This is a genomic window from Clostridia bacterium, from assembly GCA_024653205.1.
In the GTDB taxonomy this organism is placed as follows: domain Bacteria; phylum Bacillota; class DSM-521; order Neomoorellales; family SLTJ01; genus JANLFO01.
In genome coordinates, this window is sequence record JANLFO010000005.1 from 1 (window position 1) to 21,754 (window position 21,754).

General features: G+C 65.4%; 30 protein-coding genes and 2 tRNA genes. 6 read left to right on the top strand and 26 right to left on the bottom strand.

Translation table 11 applies throughout. The features are described from left to right. Window positions 1-404 (top strand): transposase (locus tag NUV99_03545; protein ID MCR4419203.1); only part of this gene is annotated, 404 nt, incomplete at its 5' end. Window positions 405-704: 300 nt separating this feature from the next. On the opposite strand, the gene NUV99_03550 is transcribed toward NUV99_03545, so the two are convergent. The 17 genes from NUV99_03550 to NUV99_03630 all read right to left on the bottom strand — a co-directional run bounded on the left by NUV99_03550 (window position 705) and on the right by NUV99_03630 (window position 10,223). Next, window positions 705-1,148: a type II toxin-antitoxin system VapC family toxin gene (locus NUV99_03550; GenBank protein MCR4419204.1), complete on the bottom strand. Its 444-nt coding sequence runs from the start codon at window positions 1,146-1,148 to the stop codon at window positions 705-707. Further along, window positions 1,120-1,356 (bottom strand): AbrB/MazE/SpoVT family DNA-binding domain-containing protein, encoded by a 237-nt coding sequence (locus NUV99_03555; protein ID MCR4419205.1) that lies wholly within the window; start codon window positions 1,354-1,356, stop codon window positions 1,120-1,122. The genes NUV99_03550 and NUV99_03555 overlap by 29 nt, the downstream gene beginning before the upstream one ends. A 48-nt stretch (window positions 1,357-1,404) precedes the next feature. Next, window positions 1,405-1,941 (bottom strand): hydrogenase 3 maturation endopeptidase HyCI, encoded by a 537-nt coding sequence (locus NUV99_03560; GenBank protein MCR4419206.1) that lies wholly within the window; start codon window positions 1,939-1,941, stop codon window positions 1,405-1,407. A gap of 232 nt (window positions 1,942-2,173) precedes the next feature. Beyond that, entirely contained in the window at window positions 2,174-2,572 is a 399-nt protein-coding gene (locus tag NUV99_03565) for a 4Fe-4S binding protein (protein MCR4419207.1), read from the bottom strand. 19 nt (window positions 2,573-2,591) lie between these two features. Continuing rightward, window positions 2,592-3,605 (bottom strand): NADH-quinone oxidoreductase subunit H, encoded by a 1,014-nt coding sequence (locus tag NUV99_03570; protein MCR4419208.1) that lies wholly within the window; start codon window positions 3,603-3,605, stop codon window positions 2,592-2,594. After that, window positions 3,584-4,837 carry a nickel-dependent hydrogenase large subunit gene (locus NUV99_03575; GenBank protein ID MCR4419209.1) on the bottom strand — a complete coding sequence of 418 codons (1,254 nt, stop codon included), beginning with the start codon at window positions 4,835-4,837 and terminating at the stop codon, window positions 3,584-3,586. The genes NUV99_03570 and NUV99_03575 overlap by 22 nt, the downstream gene beginning before the upstream one ends. A gap of 9 nt (window positions 4,838-4,846) precedes the next feature. After that, the gene (locus tag NUV99_03580; protein ID MCR4419210.1) at window positions 4,847-5,368 is read right to left on the bottom strand and encodes an NADH-quinone oxidoreductase subunit C; all 522 of its coding nucleotides are present in this window, start codon (window positions 5,366-5,368) and stop codon (window positions 4,847-4,849) included. A gap of 1 nt (window position 5,369) precedes the next feature. Further along, a complete protein-coding gene (locus tag NUV99_03585) occupies window positions 5,370-5,816 on the bottom strand; it encodes an NADH-quinone oxidoreductase subunit B family protein (GenBank protein ID MCR4419211.1) in 447 nt (148 codons plus the stop codon). Window positions 5,817-5,828: 12 nt separating this feature from the next. Continuing rightward, window positions 5,829-6,161 carry a hydrogenase gene (locus NUV99_03590; protein MCR4419212.1) on the bottom strand — a complete coding sequence of 111 codons (333 nt, stop codon included), beginning with the start codon at window positions 6,159-6,161 and terminating at the stop codon, window positions 5,829-5,831. Beyond that, entirely contained in the window at window positions 6,162-7,733 is a 1,572-nt protein-coding gene (locus NUV99_03595; protein ID MCR4419213.1) for an NADH:ubiquinone oxidoreductase, read from the bottom strand. It abuts the gene before it with no gap. Window position 7,734: 1 nt separating this feature from the next. Next, window positions 7,735-8,085 carry a sodium:proton antiporter gene (locus tag NUV99_03600; protein ID MCR4419214.1) on the bottom strand — a complete coding sequence of 117 codons (351 nt, stop codon included), beginning with the start codon at window positions 8,083-8,085 and terminating at the stop codon, window positions 7,735-7,737. Then, entirely contained in the window at window positions 8,072-8,566 is a 495-nt protein-coding gene (locus NUV99_03605) for a sodium:proton antiporter (protein ID MCR4419215.1), read from the bottom strand. The genes NUV99_03600 and NUV99_03605 overlap by 14 nt, the downstream gene beginning before the upstream one ends. A 5-nt stretch (window positions 8,567-8,571) precedes the next feature. Then, window positions 8,572-8,841 (bottom strand): hypothetical protein, encoded by a 270-nt coding sequence (locus NUV99_03610; GenBank protein ID MCR4419216.1) that lies wholly within the window; start codon window positions 8,839-8,841, stop codon window positions 8,572-8,574. After that, a complete protein-coding gene (locus NUV99_03615) occupies window positions 8,842-9,087 on the bottom strand; it encodes a DUF4040 domain-containing protein (GenBank protein MCR4419217.1) in 246 nt (81 codons plus the stop codon). Further along, window positions 9,084-9,416, bottom strand: coding sequence for a monovalent cation/H(+) antiporter subunit G (gene mnhG, locus NUV99_03620; GenBank protein MCR4419218.1), 333 nt, complete (start codon window positions 9,414-9,416; stop codon window positions 9,084-9,086). Before mnhG ends, NUV99_03615 begins: the two co-directional genes overlap by 4 nt. A 49-nt stretch (window positions 9,417-9,465) precedes the next feature. After that, on the bottom strand, window positions 9,466-9,723 hold the full coding sequence (locus tag NUV99_03625) for a monovalent cation/H+ antiporter complex subunit F (protein ID MCR4419219.1): 258 nt from the start codon (window positions 9,721-9,723) through the stop codon (window positions 9,466-9,468). Continuing rightward, entirely contained in the window at window positions 9,720-10,223 is a 504-nt protein-coding gene (locus NUV99_03630) for a Na+/H+ antiporter subunit E (protein ID MCR4419220.1), read from the bottom strand. Before NUV99_03630 ends, NUV99_03625 begins: the two co-directional genes overlap by 4 nt. Before the next feature lie 285 nt (window positions 10,224-10,508). Here NUV99_03630 and NUV99_03635 point away from each other — a divergent pair, with 285 nt between their 5' ends. Beyond that, window positions 10,509-11,195 carry an MBL fold metallo-hydrolase gene (locus tag NUV99_03635; GenBank protein MCR4419221.1) on the top strand — a complete coding sequence of 229 codons (687 nt, stop codon included), beginning with the start codon at window positions 10,509-10,511 and terminating at the stop codon, window positions 11,193-11,195. Between the two features lie 107 nt (window positions 11,196-11,302). Next, a complete protein-coding gene (locus NUV99_03640) occupies window positions 11,303-12,049 on the top strand; it encodes a DUF1287 domain-containing protein (GenBank protein MCR4419222.1) in 747 nt (248 codons plus the stop codon). Window positions 12,050-12,665: 616 nt separating this feature from the next. Here the strand turns inward: NUV99_03640 and NUV99_03645 are convergent. From NUV99_03645 to NUV99_03660, 4 genes are all read right to left on the bottom strand, one after another. Continuing rightward, window positions 12,666-13,829: a geranylgeranyl reductase family protein gene (locus tag NUV99_03645; protein MCR4419223.1), complete on the bottom strand. Its 1,164-nt coding sequence runs from the start codon at window positions 13,827-13,829 to the stop codon at window positions 12,666-12,668. 255 nt (window positions 13,830-14,084) lie between these two features. Next, entirely contained in the window at window positions 14,085-14,330 is a 246-nt protein-coding gene (locus NUV99_03650; GenBank protein MCR4419224.1) for a hypothetical protein, read from the bottom strand. Window positions 14,331-14,370: 40 nt separating this feature from the next. Then, window positions 14,371-14,706, bottom strand: coding sequence for a 4Fe-4S dicluster domain-containing protein (locus tag NUV99_03655; protein MCR4419225.1), 336 nt, complete (start codon window positions 14,704-14,706; stop codon window positions 14,371-14,373). Between the two features lie 32 nt (window positions 14,707-14,738). Beyond that, the gene (locus NUV99_03660) at window positions 14,739-16,115 is read right to left on the bottom strand and encodes an NAD(P)/FAD-dependent oxidoreductase (protein ID MCR4419226.1); all 1,377 of its coding nucleotides are present in this window, start codon (window positions 16,113-16,115) and stop codon (window positions 14,739-14,741) included. A 422-nt stretch (window positions 16,116-16,537) separates the two neighbouring features. On the opposite strand from NUV99_03660, the gene NUV99_03665 reads away from it, so the two are divergent. After that, window positions 16,538-17,980: a sigma 54-interacting transcriptional regulator gene (locus tag NUV99_03665; GenBank protein MCR4419227.1), complete on the top strand. Its 1,443-nt coding sequence runs from the start codon at window positions 16,538-16,540 to the stop codon at window positions 17,978-17,980. Window positions 17,981-17,994: 14 nt separating this feature from the next. Here the strand turns inward: NUV99_03665 and NUV99_03670 are convergent, their stop codons facing one another. After that, a complete protein-coding gene (locus tag NUV99_03670) occupies window positions 17,995-18,804 on the bottom strand; it encodes a GNAT family N-acetyltransferase (GenBank protein ID MCR4419228.1) in 810 nt (269 codons plus the stop codon). A gap of 427 nt (window positions 18,805-19,231) precedes the next feature. Here NUV99_03670 and NUV99_03675 point away from each other — a divergent pair, with 427 nt between their 5' ends. Continuing rightward, on the top strand, window positions 19,232-20,512 hold the full coding sequence (locus NUV99_03675) for a M20/M25/M40 family metallo-hydrolase (protein ID MCR4419229.1): 1,281 nt from the start codon (window positions 19,232-19,234) through the stop codon (window positions 20,510-20,512). Between the two features lie 105 nt (window positions 20,513-20,617). Here NUV99_03675 and NUV99_03680 read toward each other — a convergent pair whose 3' ends face one another. Further along, on the bottom strand, window positions 20,618-20,977 hold the full coding sequence (locus tag NUV99_03680) for a DUF5615 family PIN-like protein (GenBank protein ID MCR4419230.1): 360 nt from the start codon (window positions 20,975-20,977) through the stop codon (window positions 20,618-20,620). Continuing rightward, on the bottom strand, window positions 20,974-21,213 hold the full coding sequence (locus NUV99_03685; protein MCR4419231.1) for a DUF433 domain-containing protein: 240 nt from the start codon (window positions 21,211-21,213) through the stop codon (window positions 20,974-20,976). The genes NUV99_03680 and NUV99_03685 overlap by 4 nt, the downstream gene beginning before the upstream one ends. 104 nt (window positions 21,214-21,317) lie before the next feature. Here NUV99_03685 and NUV99_03690 point away from each other — a divergent pair, with 104 nt between their 5' ends. After that, the gene (locus NUV99_03690) at window positions 21,318-21,410 is read left to right on the top strand and encodes a hypothetical protein (GenBank protein MCR4419232.1); all 93 of its coding nucleotides are present in this window, start codon (window positions 21,318-21,320) and stop codon (window positions 21,408-21,410) included. Window positions 21,411-21,474: 64 nt separating this feature from the next. Here the strand turns inward: NUV99_03690 and NUV99_03695 are convergent. After that, window positions 21,475-21,552 (bottom strand) — tRNA-Arg (locus tag NUV99_03695). 61 nt (window positions 21,553-21,613) lie between these two features. After that, window positions 21,614-21,687, bottom strand: a tRNA-Gly gene (locus NUV99_03700). Window positions 21,688-21,754 lie beyond the last annotated feature (67 nt).

The following is a 21,754-nucleotide window of genomic DNA, read 5'->3' on the forward strand; positions in this document are numbered from 1 at the left end:
TAGAAGCCATACCCCAGACCCTGACCACCACGAGGGGACTGGGCCCGGTTTCGGCCGCCGGCATTATTGCCGAAATCGGCGATATCAGCCGTTTCAAAGATCAGGCTGCCTTGGCTCAGTACGCCGGCCTCACTTGGACCCGCTACCAGTCAGGCGACTTCGACGCCGAGGAACGCCGCTTGACCAAGACCGGCAACCGCTACCTGCGCTACTACCTGGTTCAGGCCGCTAACTCGTTGCGGGTGCACAACGAAGAATACAAGGCCTACTACCAGGCTAAGTACCGCGAGGCTAGCAAGCACCAGCATAAACGAGCGCTGGTGTTGACCGCCCGCAAACTGGTCAGACTGGTCTTTGCCCTGCTGAGCAAAGGCCAAATCTATAAGGGGACGGTGGTGGATTAGTTCCGCTCTAAAACCTCCTTCCGCTGCTTTGTTGCCAACTTCTACCATGCAGTTGGGCAAGGTTATTATTGTCTCTTTAAGGTGTGTGCTGCTACATCAACTGGTTTCTGGGGCTTGACTTTTTACCGTGAGTCTTTCATACCCATAGGCTATTCACCCGGGCCCAAGGGGTGAAAGGAAGGGTGGAAACGGCAGGGGGCAGGTCGAGGCCGCCAGCTCAAGGAGAAGGGATCAGGTATTCCGAAGGAAAAGGGAATCGGTGGCAGTAGAGGACCCGGCCGGCCGGGACGGAGCCGACGCTCAGCCCCTTTCGGCCTTATCGCGGTTGATCCAGAGGATTCTTACCCGGTCGGCTACGCGCCGGAATTCCCGGTCGCCGGTAACCAAGGCGGCGCCCTTCTCTGCCGCCAGGGCGGCGGCAAAGCAGTCCGCGTAGGAGATACCGCCCGGGGCCTTCAGCTCTGCAGCGGCCCGGGCCCGTTCCCAGGTGACGTCTACCACGGTGATTGACCCTGCGCGGCGCAATTCATCTACCACCGACTCGGCGGCTTCCTTCCCTCGCTCGCGCAGGAGGATGTAATACACCTCGCCCAGGTTAACAGCGCTAACGTAAAAGCGGAAGCCCGGGGTCTCAAGCAGTTCCTTAACCTTCTCCCCACCTTCTTCCGCTTCCAGGAAGGCGAGCAAGGAGTAGGCATCCAAGACGCAGATCCCTTCAGCCTTCTTTCTTGAGCTCGCGCGCATGCTCTTCCTCCAGCGCCCGGACCAGTCCGGAGTCCCCTTTCAGTGCGCCGTAGAGACAGACAAAGGGCCTTTCCTGCAGTGGCACGAGCACCAGCCTGCCCTCGGACACCCGGAGCTCAAACTTGTCTCCTCGTTTAATGGCGTGGGCCTTACGGATTTCAGCGGGAATGATTATCTGCCCCTTTGAGGACACGGTTACTATGGTCATGCCTTACTTCCCTCCTTGCTTACATTGTAGGCGTAAGGCAAATCCATGTCAACGGACACGCGGATCGTACCCACGGCCTTGACCGCCGGGACCGTATAGGGGAAGCGCATCCAGGCGGTTGCCGCTCAAGAGCCGGGTGAGGCGCCGCGCCGCCCGCAGCACCGGGCGGGAAAGGCCCGCGCCCGGCTCGAGGTTAAGGGGCTGGACCGCAACCACGGTGAACTCGGAGCAGAGTCGGGCAAGATAGCCGGCCAGCAGGGGCCAGGGCAGGCGGTGGCCGGGTACGGCCGCGGCGGCCAGATCTTCCGGACGCAGACGGCGGAGGCTGCCGGGCACCAGGCCCATGACCGCGGCGTCCACCACCACCAGCCGCCGGGGCGCCAGGGCGCGTACCCGGCCGGTGAAGTTTTCCGGCGCCGTCCCGCAGTCTATAGCCTGCCAGCCGGGTAGCCTGAGCCGGCGGGCGAGCCAGGGCCCCACCCCGTCGTCCCCCAGCCAGGGGCTGCCAACGCCCAGCAGCAGGTCGAACCGGGCCGCAGCCCGTACCCGGCTCCGGCCGCCGGGATGCGGAGCCGGTCCGCCCATCGCCAGACGACGGCGGCAGGAAGAACGGCCGGGAGCCGGCCGAACCCGGCCCGGTGCGCCCGGGTGCGGGCGGGGCGGTGAAAGCCGAAGTGTCAACGCCGAAGAGGTACGGCTCGGGCCGCGCGACGGCCCGGCAGGAGGAGCAAGAGAGGAGGAGCGGCGGGGAAACGGGCCGTTACGGTGCGGCCGCGACCGGGCCTTCCCAGCCCGCGAGGCGTGCGGGCCCCCGGCGCTAGCCGCGGACCAGGGACGGCGCATACTTGTCCTCGCTCGCCAGCAGGAACTCGGGGGTGAGGCTTAAGGCCTGGCGGCTGCAGATCTCCGTGCACTGGCCGCAGGCGATGCAGCGGGAGAGGTAGACTCTTATCTTCTTCTCCTCGGGCCGGTGCTCTATGGCCCGGGTGGGGCACACCCGCCGGCACAACCGGCAGCCGGTGCAGCGCTCCGGATCGTAGGCCAGGGAGCCCCGGAAGTCCGGAGGCACCGGCACCGGCGGGTTGATCCGGGCCCGGCCCTCGGCCACCGCCTCCAGCAGCCGGGTTACCGAGCGCGGGGCGTACCGCACCGGGAAAGGATTGGTGAAGGGACGGCGGAAGAGCTGCTTGATCAGCTCGCGGGCCATTACGGTCATCGGATCGTCACCCCGCTCCCTAGATTAGGAAGTGGTCCAGGGCCACCAGAACGAGCCCTACCACGCTTATGCCCAGCACCGGCATCCAGTAGGCGTAGGCGATCTGGTCGATCTTGAAGCGGGCCAGCACCACCCGGAAGTAGGTGACCGCGGCCAGCATCACCGCCAGCACCTTCACCCAGAAGAAGACGAAGTCCACCAGTACTGCCCACCAGCCGCCCAGGGAAAGGGGGCCGGAAAGGCCGTAGGGGAAGAAGAGGGCCACGATCAGGGCGGCCAGCACCAGGGTCTTGACCGCGTCGGCCAGGTAGAACAGGGCCAGGTTGCGGCCTGAGTACTCAGCCAAGAGCCCCCCGGCCAGTTCTTCGTGCGCCTCCGGCGCGTCGAAAGGAAGGTTGGAGAGTTCGGCCGGCGTGACCATGACCAGCGCCGCCAGGGCCAGGACAAGCCCTACCCCGCCCGCCAGCTCTACCGTGCCCCACACCGGGCAGAGGCTGAAGGCGGCCAGGGAAAAAGGAGGCGCGCCGGCCCAGGCCGCCCCGGCGCCCGCGGTGAGGCTCAGCTTCCAGGCCAGGGTGATCATCACCGCCGCCAGGGGGAACTCGTAGCTCATCATCATTACCATTTCCCTCTGGGCGCCCACGGCGGCGTAGGGCGAGCCCGAGGCGAAGCCCCCCACCACCATGGCCACCGCCGGCAGGGTGAGGAGGTAGAGGATGAGGATGAGGTCGCCCTCCTGGCCCAGGAGGGGCCATAGGTTGCCCAGAGGCAGGTAGAAGAGCACGGTCAAGGTGGCGGCCAGGGCCAGCACCGGCGCGAAGTTGAAGAGCCAGGGGATGCTGTTCTCGGGAACGATGGTTTCCTTGAGCAAAAGCTTGCGCAGGTCCCAGAAGGGCTGCCAGACGGGCGGGCCGATCCGGCCCTGCAGCCTTGCCGCCAGCTTGCGGTCGATGCCCTTAAAGAGCAAGGCCAGAACCAGTCCCAGGACTATTGCCGCCAAACCGCCGCCGATCAGCCATAAAGCGCCGAGCACGGCACCACCCTCCTCGTCTTTTCCGCGCAGAGGCGCAACAGTTCCTCCCCGGTCAGCACCTCGCGGCCGCCGGCCGGGGTGCTTCTCACCGCCAGCATCCGGTCGGTGCAGGAAAGGCAGGGGTCGATGGAGGCCACGATGATGGGAATGTCCGCTATCTGCGCCCCTTCCATCATGGGCACCAGGGCCGCCAGGTTGGCGTAGGTGGGAGCCCGGACCTTCCACACCGCCACGTTTTCCTCCCCTTCGGCCAGCCGCACGAAGTGGTAGACCTCCCCCCGCGGCGCCTCCAGGGCGCTGGTAGCCTCGCCCCCGGCCTGCTTCAGGCTGTTGAGCAGCCTGGTCAGTTTGGGCTCGGCCACCGCCGGCCCGGAAGGCAGGTTATCCAGGCAGGCCTCCAGGATGTCGAGGGACTGGGCCACCTCCCCCAGCCGCACCAGGACGCGGTCGTAGACGTCGCCGAGGGTCTCGGCGCCGAGCTTCGCCGGGGTTACGGCCTCCACCGCCAGGTCCGCGTAGGCGCAGTAGGGCAGGTCCTGGCGCAGGTCGGCGGGGATGCCCGAGGCCCGCTTGGTGGGGCCCACGGCGCCGGTCTCCCAGGCCGCCCGCTCGGGCAGCACCCCCACCCCCCGGGTACGGAGGCGGATGCTGGGGTCGTCCAGGAAGGCCTGCTTCAGCCGGTCAAAGAGTTCCCGGTAATGCTTCAGATTCTCCCGCACCTTGGCCGCGCCCTCGGGAGTAAGGTCCCGGCGCACGCCGCCGATGGTCATAAACCCGTAGTTCACGCGGTTCCCGGTGAGGTACTCCAGCACGTCCATGACCTCTTCCCGGACCCGCCAGGTGTAGTAAAAGAGGGAGTCGAAGCCCAGCATGTGCGCGGCCACGCCCGCCCAGAGGATGTGGGAGTGCAGCCGCTCCAGCTCCGCTACCACGGTGCGCAGATAGTCCGCCCGGGGCGGTACCGTTATGCCCAGGGCGTATTCCACCGCCAGGCAGAAGTTCAGGGCGTGGGATACGGAGCAGATGCCGCAGATGCGCTCCGCCAGGTAGATTACCTGGATGGGGTTCCTCTGCATGCCCATGTACTCGATGCCCCGGTGAACCCAGCCGGGTTTGAAGCGCATCGACCTGACCCGCTCGCCCTCGAGCTCGAAGACGAAGCTTACCGGCTCTTTCAGCCCCGGGTGCACCGGCCCGAAGGGGATGCGGTAGGTGTAGGTATGCTCGGCCATAATCGGTCCTCACTCCAGTTCTCGCAGCAGCGACTGCACGCCGTGCTCGTCCTTGCGCCAGGGGTAGACCCCGGCGGGGAAATCCTCGGGCAGGAAGAGGTTGCCGGTTTCCGGCAGGCCGTCCACCACCACCCCGATCATCTCCTCTTTTTCCCGCTCGGTGATGAAGGCGCCGGGAAGGAGGTCGGATAAGGAGGGCACGCGGGGGTCTTCCTTGGGCACGGTCACGCTCAAATTGAGGGGCACCGCGGCCCGGGGCCGGCCCCAGCCCAGCTCGAAGTGGTAGACCAGCTCTATGCTCTCCCCCAGGTCGGCGGCGGAGATCACCGCCAGGTGCGGCAGCCGGCCCTCCCGCTCCTCGCACTCCTTCAGGGCCGTCACCGCCTCCCGCAGGCTTTCCCGCCCCACCCGGGCCCAGATAACCTCGTAGGTATAGCCCTTGCTGCCCGCGCTCACACTCTGCACCCGCGTTACCTCAAAGGCCGGACCCAGCCGCTCCTCCAGCAACCGGATCAATTCCCGGCTTTCCATATCAGCCCACCCCTTCTGCCGCCCGGCCCTTGGCCGCGGCCCGCTCCAGCTTGGCCCAGCACCGGACCACGCCCTGGATTACGGCCTCCGGCCGGGGCGGGCAGCCGGGAACGTACACGTCCACCGGCAGCACCTTGTCCACCGGGCCGACCAGGTTGTAGGAATGGTGGAATACCCCGCCGCTGGCGCCGCAGGTGCCCACCACGATCACCGCCTTGGGGCCGGGCATCTGCTCGTAGATGCGGCGGGCTCGCTCGTCCATGCCCCGCACCACCGGCCCGGTGACTAAAAGCACGTCCGCGTGGCGGGGCGAGGCCACCAGCTTGATGCCGAAGCGCTCCACGTCGTAGCGGGGAGTAAGGCAGGCCAGGATCTCGATGTCGCAGCCGTTACAGGAACCGGTGTTCAGGTGAAAAACCCACAGCGCCCGGCGATAGGCAAGGTTCACGGCCTTCCCCCCTCAGCTCCAGAGTAAAACTATGCTTATGATCACCAGCCCGGCCACGAACCAGGCCAGGTAGTCGGCGGCTATGCCGGTGTGCCCGGCCTGCAGCGGCCGGTAGTAACCCCTGAGGGCTTCGAGAAAGCCCCAGTAGATGTTTCCCGCCCGCAGGTGCTCCTTTTCCCTTTCCGGCTGCCCGGACAAGAAGGGCTTGGTCTGCTCGGTTCCCTTCTGGTAGCCCGCCCGGCCTAGAGCCCGGATAATGAGGGTAATGGCCAGGGCCAGGGCCAGGGCCACAAGCCAGAAAATAGGGTGCCAGAAGCCGCTTCCGGTAACCAGGGTCTCCAACACTTACCTTCCCCCCATGACCTGGGCAATATAGACCGCCTGCTGGGCCAGGGCCTGCGCCGCCGGGCTGACCAGGGTGTTGACGATCAGCTGCGGGAACAGGCCGAAGAACACCACCACCGCCGCCAGAACGCCCATGCCGACGCGCATGCCGGCCGGCACCTCTTCTACCTTTCGGTAGGCGGGCAGCTCCGGCCCCAGGAAGGCGCTCTGGAACACCTTTACGAAGGAGGCCAGGGTGAGGATGCTCACCACCATGGCGATCACCGCCAGCACCGGGTTGAAACGGTAGACGGATTCGTAAATCAGGAGTTTGGAGGCAAATCCGTTGAAGGGCGGCAGGCCGGCGATGGCCGCGGCGCCGATCATGAAGCAGACCGTGGTGAAGCGCATGCGGTGGGCCAGCCCGCCCATGACGTTGAGGTCCTCGGTGCCGGTCCGGTAGAATAGCGCGCCGGCGGTGAGGAACAGAAGCCCCTTGTACATGGCGTGGTTGATGATGTGGAATATGCCGCCTTCCATGGCCTTGAGGCCGTACTCCCTGAAGGCCACCGGATCGGCGAGCACCGCCAGGCCCACCCCCACCCCCAGCAGCATGTAGCCGGTCTGGGAGACGGCGTGGTAGGCCATGAGCCGCTTGACGTCGTGCTGGGGAATGGCCATGGTCACGCCCACGAACATGGAGAGCAGGCCCAGGACGATTATCACCCAGCCCAGGACGGCGGTGGAGGGCAGGTTAAGCCCGTAAAGGCTGAAGGCCACCCGGAAGAGGCCGTAGAGGCTCGCCTGGCTCACGCTGACCAGTATGGCCGTGACCACCGCCGGCGCCCGGGAGTAGGCGTCCGGGGTGACGAAGTGCAGGGGCACGGCTCCGGCCTTCATGGCCAAGGCGGCCACCAACAGGGCCAGCGCCAGCTTTTCCACCGGCCCCACCCGCAACTGGGCGGCCAGGGAAGCGAAGTTCAGGGCGTCGTAGCGGCCGTAGAGAATGCCTACGGCCACGAGCACCAGCAGCGCTCCGAAGGTGCCCAGGAGCAGGTACTTGAAGCCGGCCTCGGCGGGCTCGGGCTCCTGCCTCCAGAAGGCCACCAGGGCGGAGGCGGCGATGGAGCTTACCTCCAGGAAGACGAAGAAGTTAAAGGCGTCGCCGGTGAGCTCCATGCCCAGCATGCCGGCCAGCAGCAGCAGGAAGAGGCTGGTGAACTTGTCCAGCCCGTCCGAGCCCTCCATGAAGCGCAGGCTGTACACGGCGGTGGCCAGGGCCACCAGCGAGGCGGAGAGAACCATGAAGGCGCTCATGGCGTCCACTTCGAAGATTATGCGCACCGGGAAGCGCAGGCCCGAGGGCAGCGCCAGGCCCGGGTGGGTGGCGCCGAACACGTACACCTGCGGGCCCAGGTTCAGGACCCGGTCCAGCAGCACCAGCACCCAGAGGAAGGTGGCGGCCACGGCCAGGATCAGCCAGGTCTTGCGGGCGGCTTCCCCCAGGCGGCTCACCAGCGGGGTGGCAAAGGCGGCCAGAAGGGGCACGGCTACGACCAGTATGGGAGCGTGAACGGCCAGGTTCGCTGTCACTTTATCCGCGCAGCCTCCTTATCTCCCGCACGTCGAGCGTGCCGTAGTGCCGGTACAGGACCACGATCAGGGAAAGCAGAAAGGCGGTCGTGGCCAGGCCGATGACTATGGAGGTCAGGGTCAGGGCCTGAGGCGTGGGGAGCACCATGGGTGTGCCTTCCGGCGCCATGGTGTAGATGGGGGCGGTGCCGCCCTGACGGTAGCCCAGGGAAACCAGGAAGAGGTTCACCCCGGATTCCACCACGCTCATGGCCACGGCAATCTTGATCAGGTTGCGCTCGAACAGGAGGCCGTAGACGCCGATGGCCAGCATCGCCGCCACCGCCACCAGGGGAAGATCAGCGATTCCCACCGCCCTGCCCCCCTTCGCCGGCGCCGAAGTCCTGCTCCAGGCCCCAGAGCATGAAAAGCACCACCAGGGAGAGGCCGCACAGGACCTCCAGCCCCACGGTGAGGTTCATCAGCGGAAGGACGCCCGCGGTATTGAGGTCCCCGGGGTTGATCCCGGGAGGCACAGGATTGCCGAAGAGTCCTCCCCGCCCGGCCAGGAGGTTGTAGAAGAAGGTCGCGCCCAGGCCGGCAAAGCCTAGGCCGATGAAGCCCAAAAGGCCCACGCTCTCAAAGAGGGAGAGGCCCTCCTTCTTCTTGAGCAGGAGCTTCTCCGTGATCTCCCGGCCGTGGGCCACCAGTATGAGCGCCACCGCCGAGGCCAGCACCGCCCCGCCCTGAAAACCCCCGCCCGGGGTGAGGTGGCCGTGGGCCACCACGTAGATGCCGAAAACCACCGCGAACCAGACCAGGGCCCCGGCCACGGTGGTGACGATGCGGGACATGGGCTTCACCCGGCCTTCACCCCCCGGAACAGGGCCAGCACCGCGCTGACCGCGGTGAATAATACGGTAGCCTCACCCAGGGTGTCAAAGCCCCGGTAGTCGAAGACGATGGCCGTTACCACGTTGTTGGCCCCGGTTTCCGGCTGGCTGTTCTGGATGAAGTAGTCGTCCATTCCGGTAGCCACCGGCTGGCCCAGGGGGTGCACTCCCAGCACGCCGGCAAAAATCAGGGCCACGAAAATCAGGAAGAACGGGAACACCCACTTGGCGGACACTCAGCCTTCCTCCCTCACGCCCTTTAGGGCGAAGACGAATATGGCGGTAGTCAATCCCGCCCCGATGGCCGCCTCGGCGATGGCCACGTCCGGCGCCTTGAGGAGGTAGAACTCCAGGGAGAGCACCAGGCTCAACACCGCCAGCATGATCACCGACGCCAGGAGCCTTTTCAGCCGGATCGCCAGCCAGGCGCTTACTATCAGCACTACCGACAGCACCGCGTGGGCCAGGGTCTCCACGCTCACCCCTCCTCTTTCTGCGCCAGCCGGTCCACCACTGCCTGCTGCGGCAGCACTCCGCTGCGGTGGGCGGCCCGGGCCAGGGCGTGGGCGCCGTTGGGGTTGGTTACCAGGAGCGCCACCACGGCCAGCAGGGCGTGCAGGGCCAGGGTGGCGAATTTGGCCTCCCCGGTCCCCGCCCAGAGAACCACCCCGTAAGCCACCACCGCCAGCCCGGTGAATATGGAGCCGAAGGTGGTGCACTTGGTAGCCCCGTGGAGCCGGGTGTACACGTCCGGAAACCGGAACAGGGCCACGGCGCCCAGGGTGTTGAAGACCGTGCCGATGACCAGCATGACCAGGATGACCTCTTCCCAGGGACTCAATAACCTTCCCCCCTCCGGCCTAAAGCCCTTTCCCCAGGTACTTGGCTATAAAGAGCGTGCCCACGAAGGAGAGCAGGGCGTAGACCACGGCCACGTCGATGAACACCACTTCGTTTCGCGCAGCGCCGAAGACCAGCATGGCCGCCACCACCAGGGTGTTCACCGTGTCCAGCCCCACCACCCGGTCCGGGACCGTGGGCCCCAGAAAGCAGCGCACCGCCACCACGCCGATCAGCACCGCCAGCAGCGCGCCGACGGCCAGAAACATCGAGCTCATTCCGCGATCCTCCTCGCCCAGGAGGCGAAAGACCCGCACACCTGCTCGACGGACGGGGTTTCGTCCTGCACGTAGATCCAGTGAATGTACAGCGCGCCCTTATCGTCGGCTTCGACGGTAAGCGTGCCCGGGGTAAGGGTGATGGAGTTGGCCAGGAGGGTCACGGCCAGATCGCTCTTAAGCCCGGGCTCGATCCTGACTATGCCCGGCCGGATGCGGCCGGTGATCACCCGCCAGGCCACGTCCAGGTTGGCCCTGGCCATGCCCAAGAAGAAAGGACCGAACAGGTAGAGCAGGAAGAGGATCCACCGCCGGGGGTTGAGCATACGGAAGTTCCCGGCGGGGAAGAGCAGCTTTCCCCCCGCGATACCGGCCGCCACCCCGGTGATCGCCCCGGCAACCAGCTCGGCGCCGCTCCAGGCGCCCAGCAGGGTGCCGCTGCCGGCGGCCAGGTACAGATAGGCCAGAAAGGCCAAGATCCCGGTCACGACGTACGTCAAGCCAACACCCCCTCCGGCTTCGGTCATCGCCGAGAACGCGCAACATCGTTCTAACTAATACGCCGGCGCCGCCCCGGTTCCTGCAGTGAATTTTGCCATTTCCCGACTCGGACCCCCAAAGGTGGCCGTTCCCAAAACCGAAATTGAAATCAAATGCAAAGAAGGATTCTTAATCTCTCCGGTGAATCCAGTTTGATCGTAGGTGGCAAGCCGGATGGCCACCCTCTTTGCAAGGAGAACAGAGGCTGGTTGGCGGCCTAAAAAGCGGTTGAGGTGAGGAAACAAGTGGCTGCAAACATGATCTGCCCCGGGGTGTGGCGGGTAGCCGGCCCGGAGGTTACCGACGAGCAGGACTGCTGCGTGTACCTGGTAGACGGCGGGGGGGAGCTGGTGCTGATCGATGCCGGCCTGGGGCCGAGCGTCCCGCAAATCCTGGACAACATCGCCGCCCTGGGGTTTGACCCCGGCCAGGTGCGCTACCTTGTGGCTACCCACGGACACATCGACCACATCGGCGGCCTGGCCGGCCTGAAGGCCGCCACCGGCGGCACGGTGTGCGCCCACCAGGGGGACCTGCGCTCCATACAGGAGGGGCTGCCGGAGCTTACCGCCGCTTCTTATTACGGCGTGTCCTACCAACCCGTCGGCGTGGACCTGGTTTTCTCCCAGGCCCACGAAACCCTGACCGCGGGGCTGCGCACCCTGACCGTGCTGCACGCTCCCGGGCATACCCCGGGGAGTATCGTGCTCTACGGCGACTTCGACGGCACCCGGGTGCTGTTCGCCCAGGATCTCCACGGGCCCTTCGACCCCGCCTGGGGCTCGAACCTTTCCCAGTGGCGGCACACGGCGCGGATGCTCCTGGAGCTGGAGGCGGACATCCTCTGCGAGGGGCACTTCGGCGTATTCCGCCCCCGGGAAAAGGCGCAGGCCTACATTGAGAGGTGGCTGGAGGCCTACCGGGATTTGTAGGGCCGGGAGGTCAGTCTCTCGGCCGATAACGCGCCACAAAGCCGGCGCCGGACCGCTCGGGGACGCGGCCCAGGCCCGGTGCCGGCCTGCACGCCGGGGACGAGATCATGTGCAAACCGAACCGACATCTCGGCGCAGTTCTGTTAGTCTTAGCCCTGCTCGGCCTGGTGGCCGGGTTTCGTTTCTATTTGGGAGCGCGCCTTCCGGCCGACTGGGCGGCGGAACTGCAGAGGGCTGCGCCCTGGGTGCCGGAAGTGCAGGTGGAAAAGGTGGTCCTCGACCACGACCAGGACGGCGACGGCATCCCGGACCTGGACGACACGGTGCAAGGCGCCAGGGAGTACGTCCGCACCCGTCCGCGGTACCGCGACGGCTACTACGCCGGCGGCTACCCGCCTCCCGGCGAAGGCGTGTGCACGGACGTTATCTGGCAGTCCCTCCGGGCTGCCGGCTACGACCTCAAGGCCATGGTGGACGCCGACATCCGCGCCCACCCCGATTTGTACCCCCGGGTGGGGGGCAAGCCCGACCCCAACATCGATTTTCGGCGGGTGGCCAACCTGGTGGTCTTCTTTGAACGCCACGCCGCCTCCCTGACCACCGAGGTTCGACCGGGTGACCCCGAAAACCTGAAGCAGTGGCAGGCCGGGGACATCGTAGTCTTCGGCCCGCCGCTGGCGCACATCGCCGTGGTGTCCGACCGCCGCCGTCCGGACGGCGTACCTTACCTCCTCCACAACGCCGGTCCCTGCGCCGCCGAAACCGACGCGCTGCTCTCCTGGCCCACCCCCATTACCCACCACTTCCGCTTTCCCGACCCCAAGAAACTCCCCGCGCAGCAGGACCACCCGTAGCCGGCTCCTTCGGGCCGAGGGGCCGACGTATCCGCAGTGTACCTTGGGCGGCACCGGGTGCTCCTGGCTGATCCAAAGGCGGGGTCGTCCCCGGTTTGTCCGGGGGCAGTGCCGGTTCTGTTCCTCGTACCCAGGACTTACCGGCAACCGAACCGGGTGAGAACAAGCGCGGAAGCCAAAGCTGAGGCGGTAGCGGGTGCTCACCTGAGTACATTGGCACCTCGCCGGGGACCGAACTCGGTGAGGGCAAGTCCGGAGGCGGGCCGTAGGCCACGGACGGCCGAAGCGGCGGGGCGCCACGGACGGCGCCTCCGCCGGGAGCCCGCCGGAGGGCGAGGCCCGAACCCTAGTTCGGTCGGCGAGGTGACAGTACGAACGGGGAGCACCCGCTACCGCCCGAGGTGCTCCGGGAAGAGGTCCGGATCTCGGGCTAATCGGGGTCCGGGCATACCGGTACGAGGGCAGGGCCGGCACCGGCCTCGAAACAGCAGCGTCCGTCAGGTCCAAAGGGTATTGACAGGCGCCGTGCCCGGGCTTGTACGGCAGGCCCTGGCCCTCGGCAGGCGGGACATAGGGTAGCGCGGGGGCGCCGGGGCCGGTACCCGAACGGCAGCAGTCAGGCTCCCGGCTTCAGCCGCGAGGCCAGGTCGGGAACCCGCCGGGCCACGCGGCGCAGGAGCTCCCGGTAGGTGATCTCTCCGGATACCACCCCCATGAGTACGGAAGCCACCTCCGGGTGCCTTTTCAGCCAGGCGTGGGCCCAGCCCGGCGACAGGTATACCAGCAGGGCCAGGCGCCGGGCGGCGGCAAAGTCCGGCCACATCCGGGCGCGCAGGCGCCGGCTGTATCCCTCCAGGGCTCCGGCCCGGCCCTTTAGGTGCTCGATGACCGCTTCCGCCGCCCACAGCCCGCTCTGCAGGGCGTAGTAGATGCCCTCCCCGGTAAGGGGATTCACCAGGCCGGCGGCGTCCCCGGCGGCGAGACCCCAGGTGCCGTGCCAGGCCTGCGGCGCCCGCAGCAGTATCGGCAGGGGGTGCGCCCGCGCCGGGGCGCGCGGCACCCGCTCCATCTTCCGGGAGCGCAGGAAGGCATCGAGCGCGGCCGGCAGCCGCCCGCCCCGAACCCCGAACGACCCCACTCCCACAGAGAGATGCCGCGCCTTGGGGAAGATCCAGGCGTAGCCTTGCTCCACGGCTCCGTAGTCTATGTATACTCGGCCGCGATAGGCGGAGATTTCTTTTTCCTCTAGCGGCAGCTCGGCCTCCAGCGCCACCCCCCGGTGCAGGGGCAGGTGGATGCCCAGCGCCCGCGCGGTCCGGCTGAAAGCGCCGTCGGCGGCCACGACCACCCGGGCCGACAGCTGCCGGCCGCCGCCGCCCAGGAGGGTGACTCCCGCCGCGCCCGGGATCAGCCTCTCGACCCGAAAGCGGGAAATTATACGGGCTCCTGCCGCCTGCGCCTGCTGCAGCAGCCACTGGTCGAACCGGTCGCGCATGACCAGGCGGGCCACCGGCCTTCCCGCACGCACCTCCACCGGCTCGGCCCGGCCGAAGCAGAAGACTATTTTCAGCATCTCGTCCTCCACCACCTCGGTCGGCTCGCCGGGCAGGAGGGACCAGGCCTTGCGCGTCACCCCGCCCCCGCAGGCCTTGTAGCGCGGCAGGGCGGCCTTCTCCAGCACCACCACCTCCCTGCCTTCCCGGGCCAGGTACCAGGCGGCCGCCGCCCCCGCCGGCCCGCCTCCCACCACCGCTGCGTCCCACATTTCCGGATCGTCCAAGCCCAAACCCCCTCCCAGTCTTCGAGCCGGTGAACCCCGGTCGGCCCTGCCGGCAGTCCTGGTTCCCTCTCCTACCGGCCGGCTACCAGAATTATCTGCGGCGAGGTGCGGATTCTACGGTGCCTGATCGGAATCCTGCCGCCGGAAAGCCCGGCTACCGGAAGCGTCACCTTGGTGAGAGCTGGTCCCGGACGCAATACAAAAGAGGGTGCCGTGACCTCGTCTTGGCACCCTCCCAATCCCCGATGAAATACCTCATGGCGCCGCCGCGTTTTTGCGCCCCGCCCGCCGGGCTTTCCAGCCCTTCCACAAGAATTTGGGCAGGAAGCCGATCACTCCCTTCCCCAGGACCTTCTTGATTTCCCAGGCCTCTTCCGGGCGCACATACACGACCATACTCATCGCGCCCACCACCTTTACCCGGCAGACCAGATTTTCCCCCTCCCGCTCTATGGAGGTGATATCTAACAGCGGCCGCCCGTCCTTGCTGTAAAGTTTCATTTCGTCCTGCCACCCATAGATTCGAGGGCCCCGGCCGCCCTTAGGAGTACTTCAGCACTATGCCGGTTCCCGCCTCCGGGTAAGACCAGTCGATGGCGTCCACGGGACATACATAACGGCAGGCACCGCACTCCCCACAGAGCGCCATACCGTGCTTCCATACCGCCTTGCCCTCTTCCATCTCGTAAGAGCCCGTGGGACAGATGATGTAGCAGATCTGGCAGCCGATACCGATGCACTTGTTCCGGTCGACCTTGATATGCTCTTTGGTCTTGGGAATGACCTCGTACTTGCCTTGGAGAAGCTCGCGCACCTTCGCCCCCACGATCTGCGGCCCGCAAAGGATACCGGCATCGTTCTGCTTGTAGTCTGCCATCTTGGCTCCCCCTCTCTTTTGTGACTACCCCATCATTCAGCTTTCAAGGCGCTGAGCAGGCCCATCAGGCCACCGGCCTTCTTCACGGCCCCTTCGCTGATCTTCTTGATGGTCATGGGCATCTCCAGGAAGGCCGGAAGGGCCGGGAGCAACTTGGGCAGGCCGCCGATGAAGAGGGAAACGTAGGACATATTCTCGAACTTCCCGGCAATGGCAAACGAGCTGAATTCATCCAAGGCCTTCCAGATCTTATCGAAGCTGCCGTCCCTGAAGAACCGGCTTATCTCGTGGACCTCGTCCTCGCCCACCCAGGACTCGCGCCAGGTCTTTTCGTACCTGGCGAACATGGCCTCGGAGTAATCGTTCTTGGCCTTCATCTCCGCGGCCAGCTCGGCGGCCATCCTTCCCTGCCACTGGGCCACGTTGGCCCCCCAGCTGTCGCACGGGTTGGCAAACCCGCCCGCATCGCCCACCAAAATCAAACCCGGCAGGTACGACTTCGCCACGTAGCCCACAGTGTCAAACGAGGTTAGACAGTGGAAGTTGCACTGGATGAACTCCCCACCCTCAATCAGCCTCTTGACCTTGGTCTGGTTCAAGTACCATTGCGCCCGCTGGTGGATGTTGACCCGGGCCCTCACCATTTCTTTTAGGGTCTGGTAGGTAGTGATATCGACAATGCCCCGGCCCGGATAGGCCACGGCGTGGGCGGCGAAAAACTCCGGGGTAGAGCCGAACTGAACCGGCGTGTCGCCCCAGTCGTAAACCTCCACTCCGTCCGTATCCCAGTAGAGGTCTACCCTCTGCCGAAGTACCTCTGGATCCAACCGGTAGACGTACTTTACCGCCAGCATGACCTTATCCATGCCGAACCTGGCCAGACCCGCCCTGCGGGCCAGAATGGAATGCAGCCCGGAGGCGTCGATGGTCACCGGGGCCTCGAAATTGCCGACGTCGGTAACCACCCCCCTCACCCGGGCGTGTTCAGTCCCTTTGTTCTCCCAGATCAGGTCTTGGGCCAAAGCCGTTTTAAGCTCAGCACCAGCCTTCACCGCCTGGTCGGCAAACCACTTATCGGTCTCGTTGCGGAACACGTTCAGCATATTCCGGAAGACGTCCGCTCCAGGGGCCAGCCCCAGAGTATACATCTTTTCGTCGTTGTCCAGCACGTACTGCATGGCGATTCCCTTGAAGCGGGGCATGTCCTTATTGCATGCAGCTTCGGAGAACCCGGGGAATATCTCTTCGGAGATGCCCCGCCACAAAGAGCTTCCCGACATGTTCTTGTCGCCCGGGTTTCTCCCGCGCTCCAAAAGCAAGACCTTAAGACCCTTGTCGGCGGCGGTCTTGGCGGCGGCAGTACCGCCCGGCCCGGCGCCTACTACGATTAAGTCATAGCCCTTACTCACAGCCACGCCTCCTCCTTTCCCGAATTCGGTTTGAGAGAGGTTTCGGGAACGAACAAGTTACGCCCTGCGCGGAGTCACTGATCCCCCGCGGGAACTCACGGCCCGGCTGTGGGCAAAGCAACAACTATGCCAGGCATGGGCAGCGAATTCTTCTTGGAATATCCGGGCCCGGACGGAAACACCGCCGAAGGGAAAGGCAGGAGATTGACAGCTGGCTATACATATGGCTAGACATGGCGCTGCAAGCGGCCCCAAGTCTCGGCAGGAGGAGGGATGAAGGCCTTGGGAGCGAAATGAAGGATGGTGCCGGGAAATTTCGGGCCGAGCGGAGGCGCCCCCGAAACAACGGCAGAGGGCGCGAGGGAGTGCTGCCAACCTGGTCCCGAGAACGCACCAGCCGGGATAACGGGGAGTGATCGAGGATGCGCCTAGAGTTATCCATGGAGGAGCTGACCAACCGGGGCGGCGTGCTGGACAAACTCATGGATGCGGTGTTCGATGCCGCCGTTCTGGTTGACCGCCAGGGGCGCATAATTCACGCCAGCAAGGGCACGGCCGAGCTGGCCGGCCAAACGCAGGAAGCCCTCCGGAGCCAGCCGATTAGCGTTCTGCACCCCGACACCAAGTACGAGCACATCATTCGCAACGGCAAGGCCGAGATAGAATTGGTAAAGTCGGTGACGGGGAGAAAATGCATAGTCAACGTGGTTCCCATCACCTGGAAAGGCGAAGTAATCGCCGTGCTGGGGATAGTGGTCTTTCGCGGCCTGGGTCAGCTGAAGGCGGTTCTGGCCAGTCTGGTCGAACAATCTAAGAAAGAATACGACCCCGACCAGACCTACGACGCTCTGGCCCGTCTGGACTCCAGCTATACCTTCGACGACTTTATTGGGGAAACCCCGGTGGTCAAGAAGTTATTGGCCCAGTGCAGGAGAGCGGCTTTAAGCCCCTACCCGGTTCTCATTACCGGGGAGACGGGCACGGGCAAGGAGATACTGGCCAGCGCCATTCATTCCGAGTATCGCCGGAACTCCTTTGCGCCTTTCATCAAAATCAACTGCACCGCCATCCCCCACGACCTGTTAGAATCTGAACTTTTCGGGCACGAGAAGGGCGCCTTTACCGGAGCGGTAGCGGCCAAGAAGGGAAAATTCGAGCTGGCCTCCGGTGGATCTATCCTTCTAGACGAGATCGGCGACATGGATCTGGGGCTACAGGGCAAACTGCTGCGCGCCATCGAAGAAAAGGAGTTTGAAAGGGTCGGCGGCACCAAGTTATTGCCGCTTAATGCCCGCATCCTGGCCTCCACCAACCGCAGCCTGAAGGAACTGTGCCGGCAGGGCAGGTTCCGGTGGGATCTGTACTACCGGCTGAGTATCATCGAAATCAAGGTCCCGCCCTTGCGGGCCCGCAAGGAGGACATCCCCCTTCTCACCAGGCATTTGGCCGAAAAGCACGGGGCAGAAATCTCCTTCTCCCCGGGAGCGCTCCGGGCCCTAATGGAGTACGACTGGCCGGGCAACGTGCGGGAACTCCGCAATGTGGTGCTCCGGCTCAGTCTGGTGGGGGAGCGAAAAGTGGTTACCGCCGAGGAGGTTAAGGCGGTACTCGGCGAAGACCAGGGTCCTACCGGCCCAGGAATTATTGGCCAAGACCCCGTCCGCGGCGAGAAAGAGGCGCCCCCCGGAACGGACTCGGTGGCGGCAGAGGAAAAGGAGGCCATCCTGCGCGCCCTGGAGCTCTGCCACTTCAACGTAGCCGCCGCGGCCAGGCGACTGGGAGTGTGCCGGGCCACGCTGTACAGCCGGATAAGGAAGTATAACATCGTCTTACAAAGAACCTACCTTCCCAGGATGTACACGTAGGTGGGCAATAATTTTTACTTGCCCAGGCGATACACCAAGGTGGCCGGGCCGAGCGGGCTAAAGCCCAGCTTTTCCCACATGGGAACCAATTCCGGGGTAGAGGTGAGAACTACCTGCTGGAACCCCTGTCCCTCCGCCCATTCCAGCAGGGCCTCCACCGTACGGCGGGCGTAACCCCGGCCGCGCAGGGGTTCGGGGACAAACAGGAGGGTGAGGTTAACGGTGTGGCGCTTGACGGAGAAGGTAAGGGCGAAGCGATCGGAGGGTGACTGGCCGAAGCCGAAGGAAATCATGTAGGGATCGCCGGCATTGAACCCGGAAAGCTTGACCGGCCGGCTGAAGAGGCGCTCCAGCTCGGTCCTAAGGGGGCTCAGATCCAAGGCCTCCAGGGCCCGTTCCTCGCCGCCACTCAGCAGCCGCCGCAGGCTGGGGAACTCCAGCCCCAGGTAGGCCAGCCCCAGAGTGACGAAGGCGGGCAGGTAGAGCCCGGTGCCGATGGCCAGTCCCAGGGCGCTGGCCACCCACAGCGTGGAGGCGGTGGTAATGCCCCGCACCCAGGACCCCTCCCGCCAGATTACGCCGGCGCCAATGAAGCCCATGCCGGTAACCACCTGGGCCGCCACCCGGGCAGGGTCGCGGGTAATGCCCGGTCCCCCGCCAAAGCCATAGAGGGAAATTATCATGTACAGGGCCGAAGCCAAGCATACCAGGGCGTGGGTGCGCGAGCCGGCGGGCTTGTGCTGGTGAGCCCGCTCATAACCCAGCAGCGCCCCGGCGGCAAAAGCCAAAACCAGGCGCAAGACCATTTCGGGCTGTAGCCCCACCGCCACCCTCCCACCCCCAAAGTTGCGTGATGGCCTTAAGAATACTCCGGCGACCCTGCGCTTACCTGCTTGTCGGCCTCTACAGTCGCTTGCCCCGGGTTCGGTGCCCGGCGAGGCCTTAGGTGCTCGGATCAACCGGAGATTCCCTAACCCTGCCGCTGCCGGATTCTACGGCCTGAGGCCGGACTCCTGCCCGCCCGCCGCCGCCCCGGGGCAAGAACCCATGGCGCAGGCGCGGCTTCGCGTCCGTGGCTCGTGCGCCCGCCTCCGCCCTCGCTCTCGCCGAGTTCGCTTTAGGCACGCGGTGAAACCGGAACTACCAGCGGAAAACGGGCATAACTTGGGGGAAGGGAAAACTCGCGGTAGAGAAGAAATACTGCTAGGGTGGGGCGCAAGCCGCACACCGGAACGCGAAGGGGGATCGGCGGTGGAACGAGTGGAAAGCATTTTGGCGGACCTGATCCGGATCGATACCAGTAACCCACCGGGGAACGAAAAGGCCGCGGCCGATTACCTGGCGAACCTGTTCGGGCGCTACGGCATTCCCCACCGGGTGGTGGAGTCCGCGCCGGGCCGGGCCAGTTTCGTTGCCCGTCTGGGCCGCGGGACCCGGCGCCTGCTCTTCCTTTCGCACACCGACGTGGTTCCGGCCGGCTCGGGCTGGGACTTCCCGCCCTTCGGCGGCGAGATCCGCGACGGCTACGTACTGGGCCGGGGGGCGCTGGACGATAAGTCTCTGGTGGCGGCCGAGGCTTACGTGTTCCTGCGCCTGGCCGAGGAGGGCCGGCCGCTTAACGGCACCCTCATCTTCGTGGCCGCCGCAGACGAGGAGGCAGGAGGGCGCTACGGTCTGCAGTACCTGGCCGAAAACCTGCCCGAGGTACTGGAGGCCGATTTCGCCGTAAACGAGGGGGCGCCGGAACCGGTTATGGTGAACGGCCGGCCGATTTACTTCCTCCAGGTGGGGGAAAAAGGCATAGCCCAGAGCCGCCTCCGCACCGGGGGCAAGGCGGCGCACGGCTCCACCCCCACCCTGGGCGAGAACGCGGTGGCGAAGATGGCGGAGATCATCGGCCGTCTGGCCGGATCGGCCCCGCCGGTGGAGCTGCTGCCCGAGGTGCGGGTGCTCTTCGAGGAACTGGCCCGCCACCTGGGGGTGCCCGCCCCCACCGAGAGGGATCCGGACCCGTTCCTGGAGCGGTTTGAGGACCGGGGATTTCGCGAATACCTACGCGCCCTCACCCGAATGACGGTGTCGCCCAACGTGGTCCACGGCGGCACCCGGGTCAATGTGGTCCCCGACGCCTGCGAGCTGCTGGTGGACGTGCGGCTGCTGCCGGGGCAGACCCGGGCGGATGCGGAGGCCCTGCTCCGCCGCCTGGCCGGGCCGGAAGCGGAAATAGAGGTCTTCTCCTACCACCCGCCCACCCGTTCCCCGGCGCAGGTGCCGGCCTGCGAGCTGATCCAGCAGGTGCTGCTGGAGACCACCGGGGCCGCCGCCTGCCTGCCCTGCCTTTCCACCGGGGCCACCGACTCCCGCTTCCTGCGCGAAATGGGGATACCCGCCTACGGCATATGTCCCTGGCGGCCCGACTTCGAGCCGGCCCTGAAGGAAACCGTTCACGGGCCCAACGAGCGCATTGACCTCGCGAGCCTCAACCTTGCCGCCGAGTTCCTGTACCGGCTGGCCGTGACCTACCTGGGTTAGAGCGATCCTGGTGTATAACAATCTTGCCATGCGCATTCTCTCGGTCGTCGATGGAAATGAACACGGCTCCGTTGACCTGGCACCGCGGCCGGTCTGGCTGGACCACTATTTAGCGCCTACCTTCCTGATTCGGACGTGGTTGCGGGTGACCACGGTAAAGGCGCCAGCGAGTTCCGCGAGGTGCCTATCGATAGCCGAGGCAACCAACCTGGCCTTAGCTTCCTGCGGCAGACCCGAAAGCCTTATCAGGATGGCGCCGGCAATTGCGCGGCGTTGCCGAAACACGATTTCCCCGAAGTCTTTGTCCGCCGTGATCAGTACAGCCTGTTTTCTGTTAGCCTGGCTCAAGAGCTCCTCGTCAGAAATACCCGGTTCCGTCTCCGCCACGTATGCGACCTCGTGGCTGCGACTTCGGAGTTCAACGACGATCTCGCGATCTACGTTCTCGTCGGCCAGGAATCTCATTCTGCCGCCTCTTGTACCGGATAGATCACGTCAGCCCGTATGGCTTCCGCGGCAAACGCAAGGGCCGCCCGAATTCCTTCCTCAGTGAGGCGCGGGTGAGCCTTTAGGATTTGCTCCACCGTTTCCCCTGCGGCAAGCTTCTCCAGGATGAGTTCCACCGGTATCCTGGTTCCGGCAATTACGGGCTTCCCCATAAGGACTCTGGGGTTAGACGTGATCAGATTCGCCATCGCCATGCTGCACGCCCCTCTCTGCGATTGTCGCTGTTCCCCTACGGAGAATCCAGAACCTCAACCGCAAGTTCTACCATCTGTGCAAGCGAGCCGGGATCAGCGCGAACCTGCACGCGCTTCGGCACACCTTCGCGACGAGGCTCCTCGAGCAGAGCGTGGACTCAAGGTCGTGCAGGAGATTCTCGGCCACTCGCAGATAGCTATCACCGCCGACACGTACGCCCACGTCACGCCCAGACTGCAGCGAGAGGCTGCCGAAAAGATTGGCGCGCCCGGCAGGATTCGAACCTGCGGCCCACGGATTAGAAGTCCGTTGCTCTGTCCTAACTGAGCTACGGGCGCGCGGCTGTGGGACTCAGATAGGGCCGGAAACGCAGGGTTTCCGGCCCGGCTCGTTCTATTCTGGAGCGGGTGATGGGAATCGAACCCACCCGACTGGCTTGGAAGGCCAGGGCTCTACCACTGAGCTACACCCGCCCGCAGTGGATATGATATCGCAAAAGCGCACGACGGTCAACGCCCTTTGGACCCGAGTTATCCCCAG

Bases quoted from the DNA above. Each gene is read 5' to 3' on its own strand.
- NUV99_03565 (MCR4419207.1), bottom strand. From the start codon at position 2,572: ATGACCGTAATGGCCCGCGAGCTGATCAAGCAGCTCTTCCGCCGTCCC.
- NUV99_03650 (MCR4419224.1), bottom strand. From the start codon at position 14,330: ATGAAACTTTACAGCAAGGACGGGCGGCCGCTGTTAGATATCACCTCC.
- NUV99_03665 (MCR4419227.1), top strand. From the start codon at position 16,538: ATGCGCCTAGAGTTATCCATGGAGGAGCTGACCAACCGGGGCGGCGTG.
- NUV99_03560 (MCR4419206.1), bottom strand. From the start codon at position 1,941: ATGGGCGGACCGGCTCCGCATCCCGGCGGCCGGAGCCGGGTACGGGCT.
- NUV99_03575 (MCR4419209.1), bottom strand. From the start codon at position 4,837: ATGGCCGAGCATACCTACACCTACCGCATCCCCTTCGGGCCGGTGCAC.
- NUV99_03550 (MCR4419204.1), bottom strand. From the start codon at position 1,148: ATGCGCGCGAGCTCAAGAAAGAAGGCTGAAGGGATCTGCGTCTTGGAT.
- NUV99_03555 (MCR4419205.1), bottom strand. From the start codon at position 1,356: ATGACCATAGTAACCGTGTCCTCAAAGGGGCAGATAATCATTCCCGCT.
- NUV99_03640 (MCR4419222.1), top strand. From the start codon at position 11,303: ATGTGCAAACCGAACCGACATCTCGGCGCAGTTCTGTTAGTCTTAGCC.
- mnhG (MCR4419218.1), bottom strand. From the start codon at position 9,416: ATGCTGGTCATCGGCACGGTCTTCAACACCCTGGGCGCCGTGGCCCTG.
- NUV99_03605 (MCR4419215.1), bottom strand. From the start codon at position 8,566: ATGTCCCGCATCGTCACCACCGTGGCCGGGGCCCTGGTCTGGTTCGCG.
- NUV99_03685 (MCR4419231.1), bottom strand. From the start codon at position 21,213: ATGGCGATGGCGAATCTGATCACGTCTAACCCCAGAGTCCTTATGGGG.
- NUV99_03580 (MCR4419210.1), bottom strand. From the start codon at position 5,368: ATGGAAAGCCGGGAATTGATCCGGTTGCTGGAGGAGCGGCTGGGTCCG.
- NUV99_03680 (MCR4419230.1), bottom strand. From the start codon at position 20,977: ATGAGATTCCTGGCCGACGAGAACGTAGATCGCGAGATCGTCGTTGAA.
- NUV99_03625 (MCR4419219.1), bottom strand. From the start codon at position 9,723: ATGAGCTCGATGTTTCTGGCCGTCGGCGCGCTGCTGGCGGTGCTGATC.
- NUV99_03655 (MCR4419225.1), bottom strand. From the start codon at position 14,706: ATGGCAGACTACAAGCAGAACGATGCCGGTATCCTTTGCGGGCCGCAG.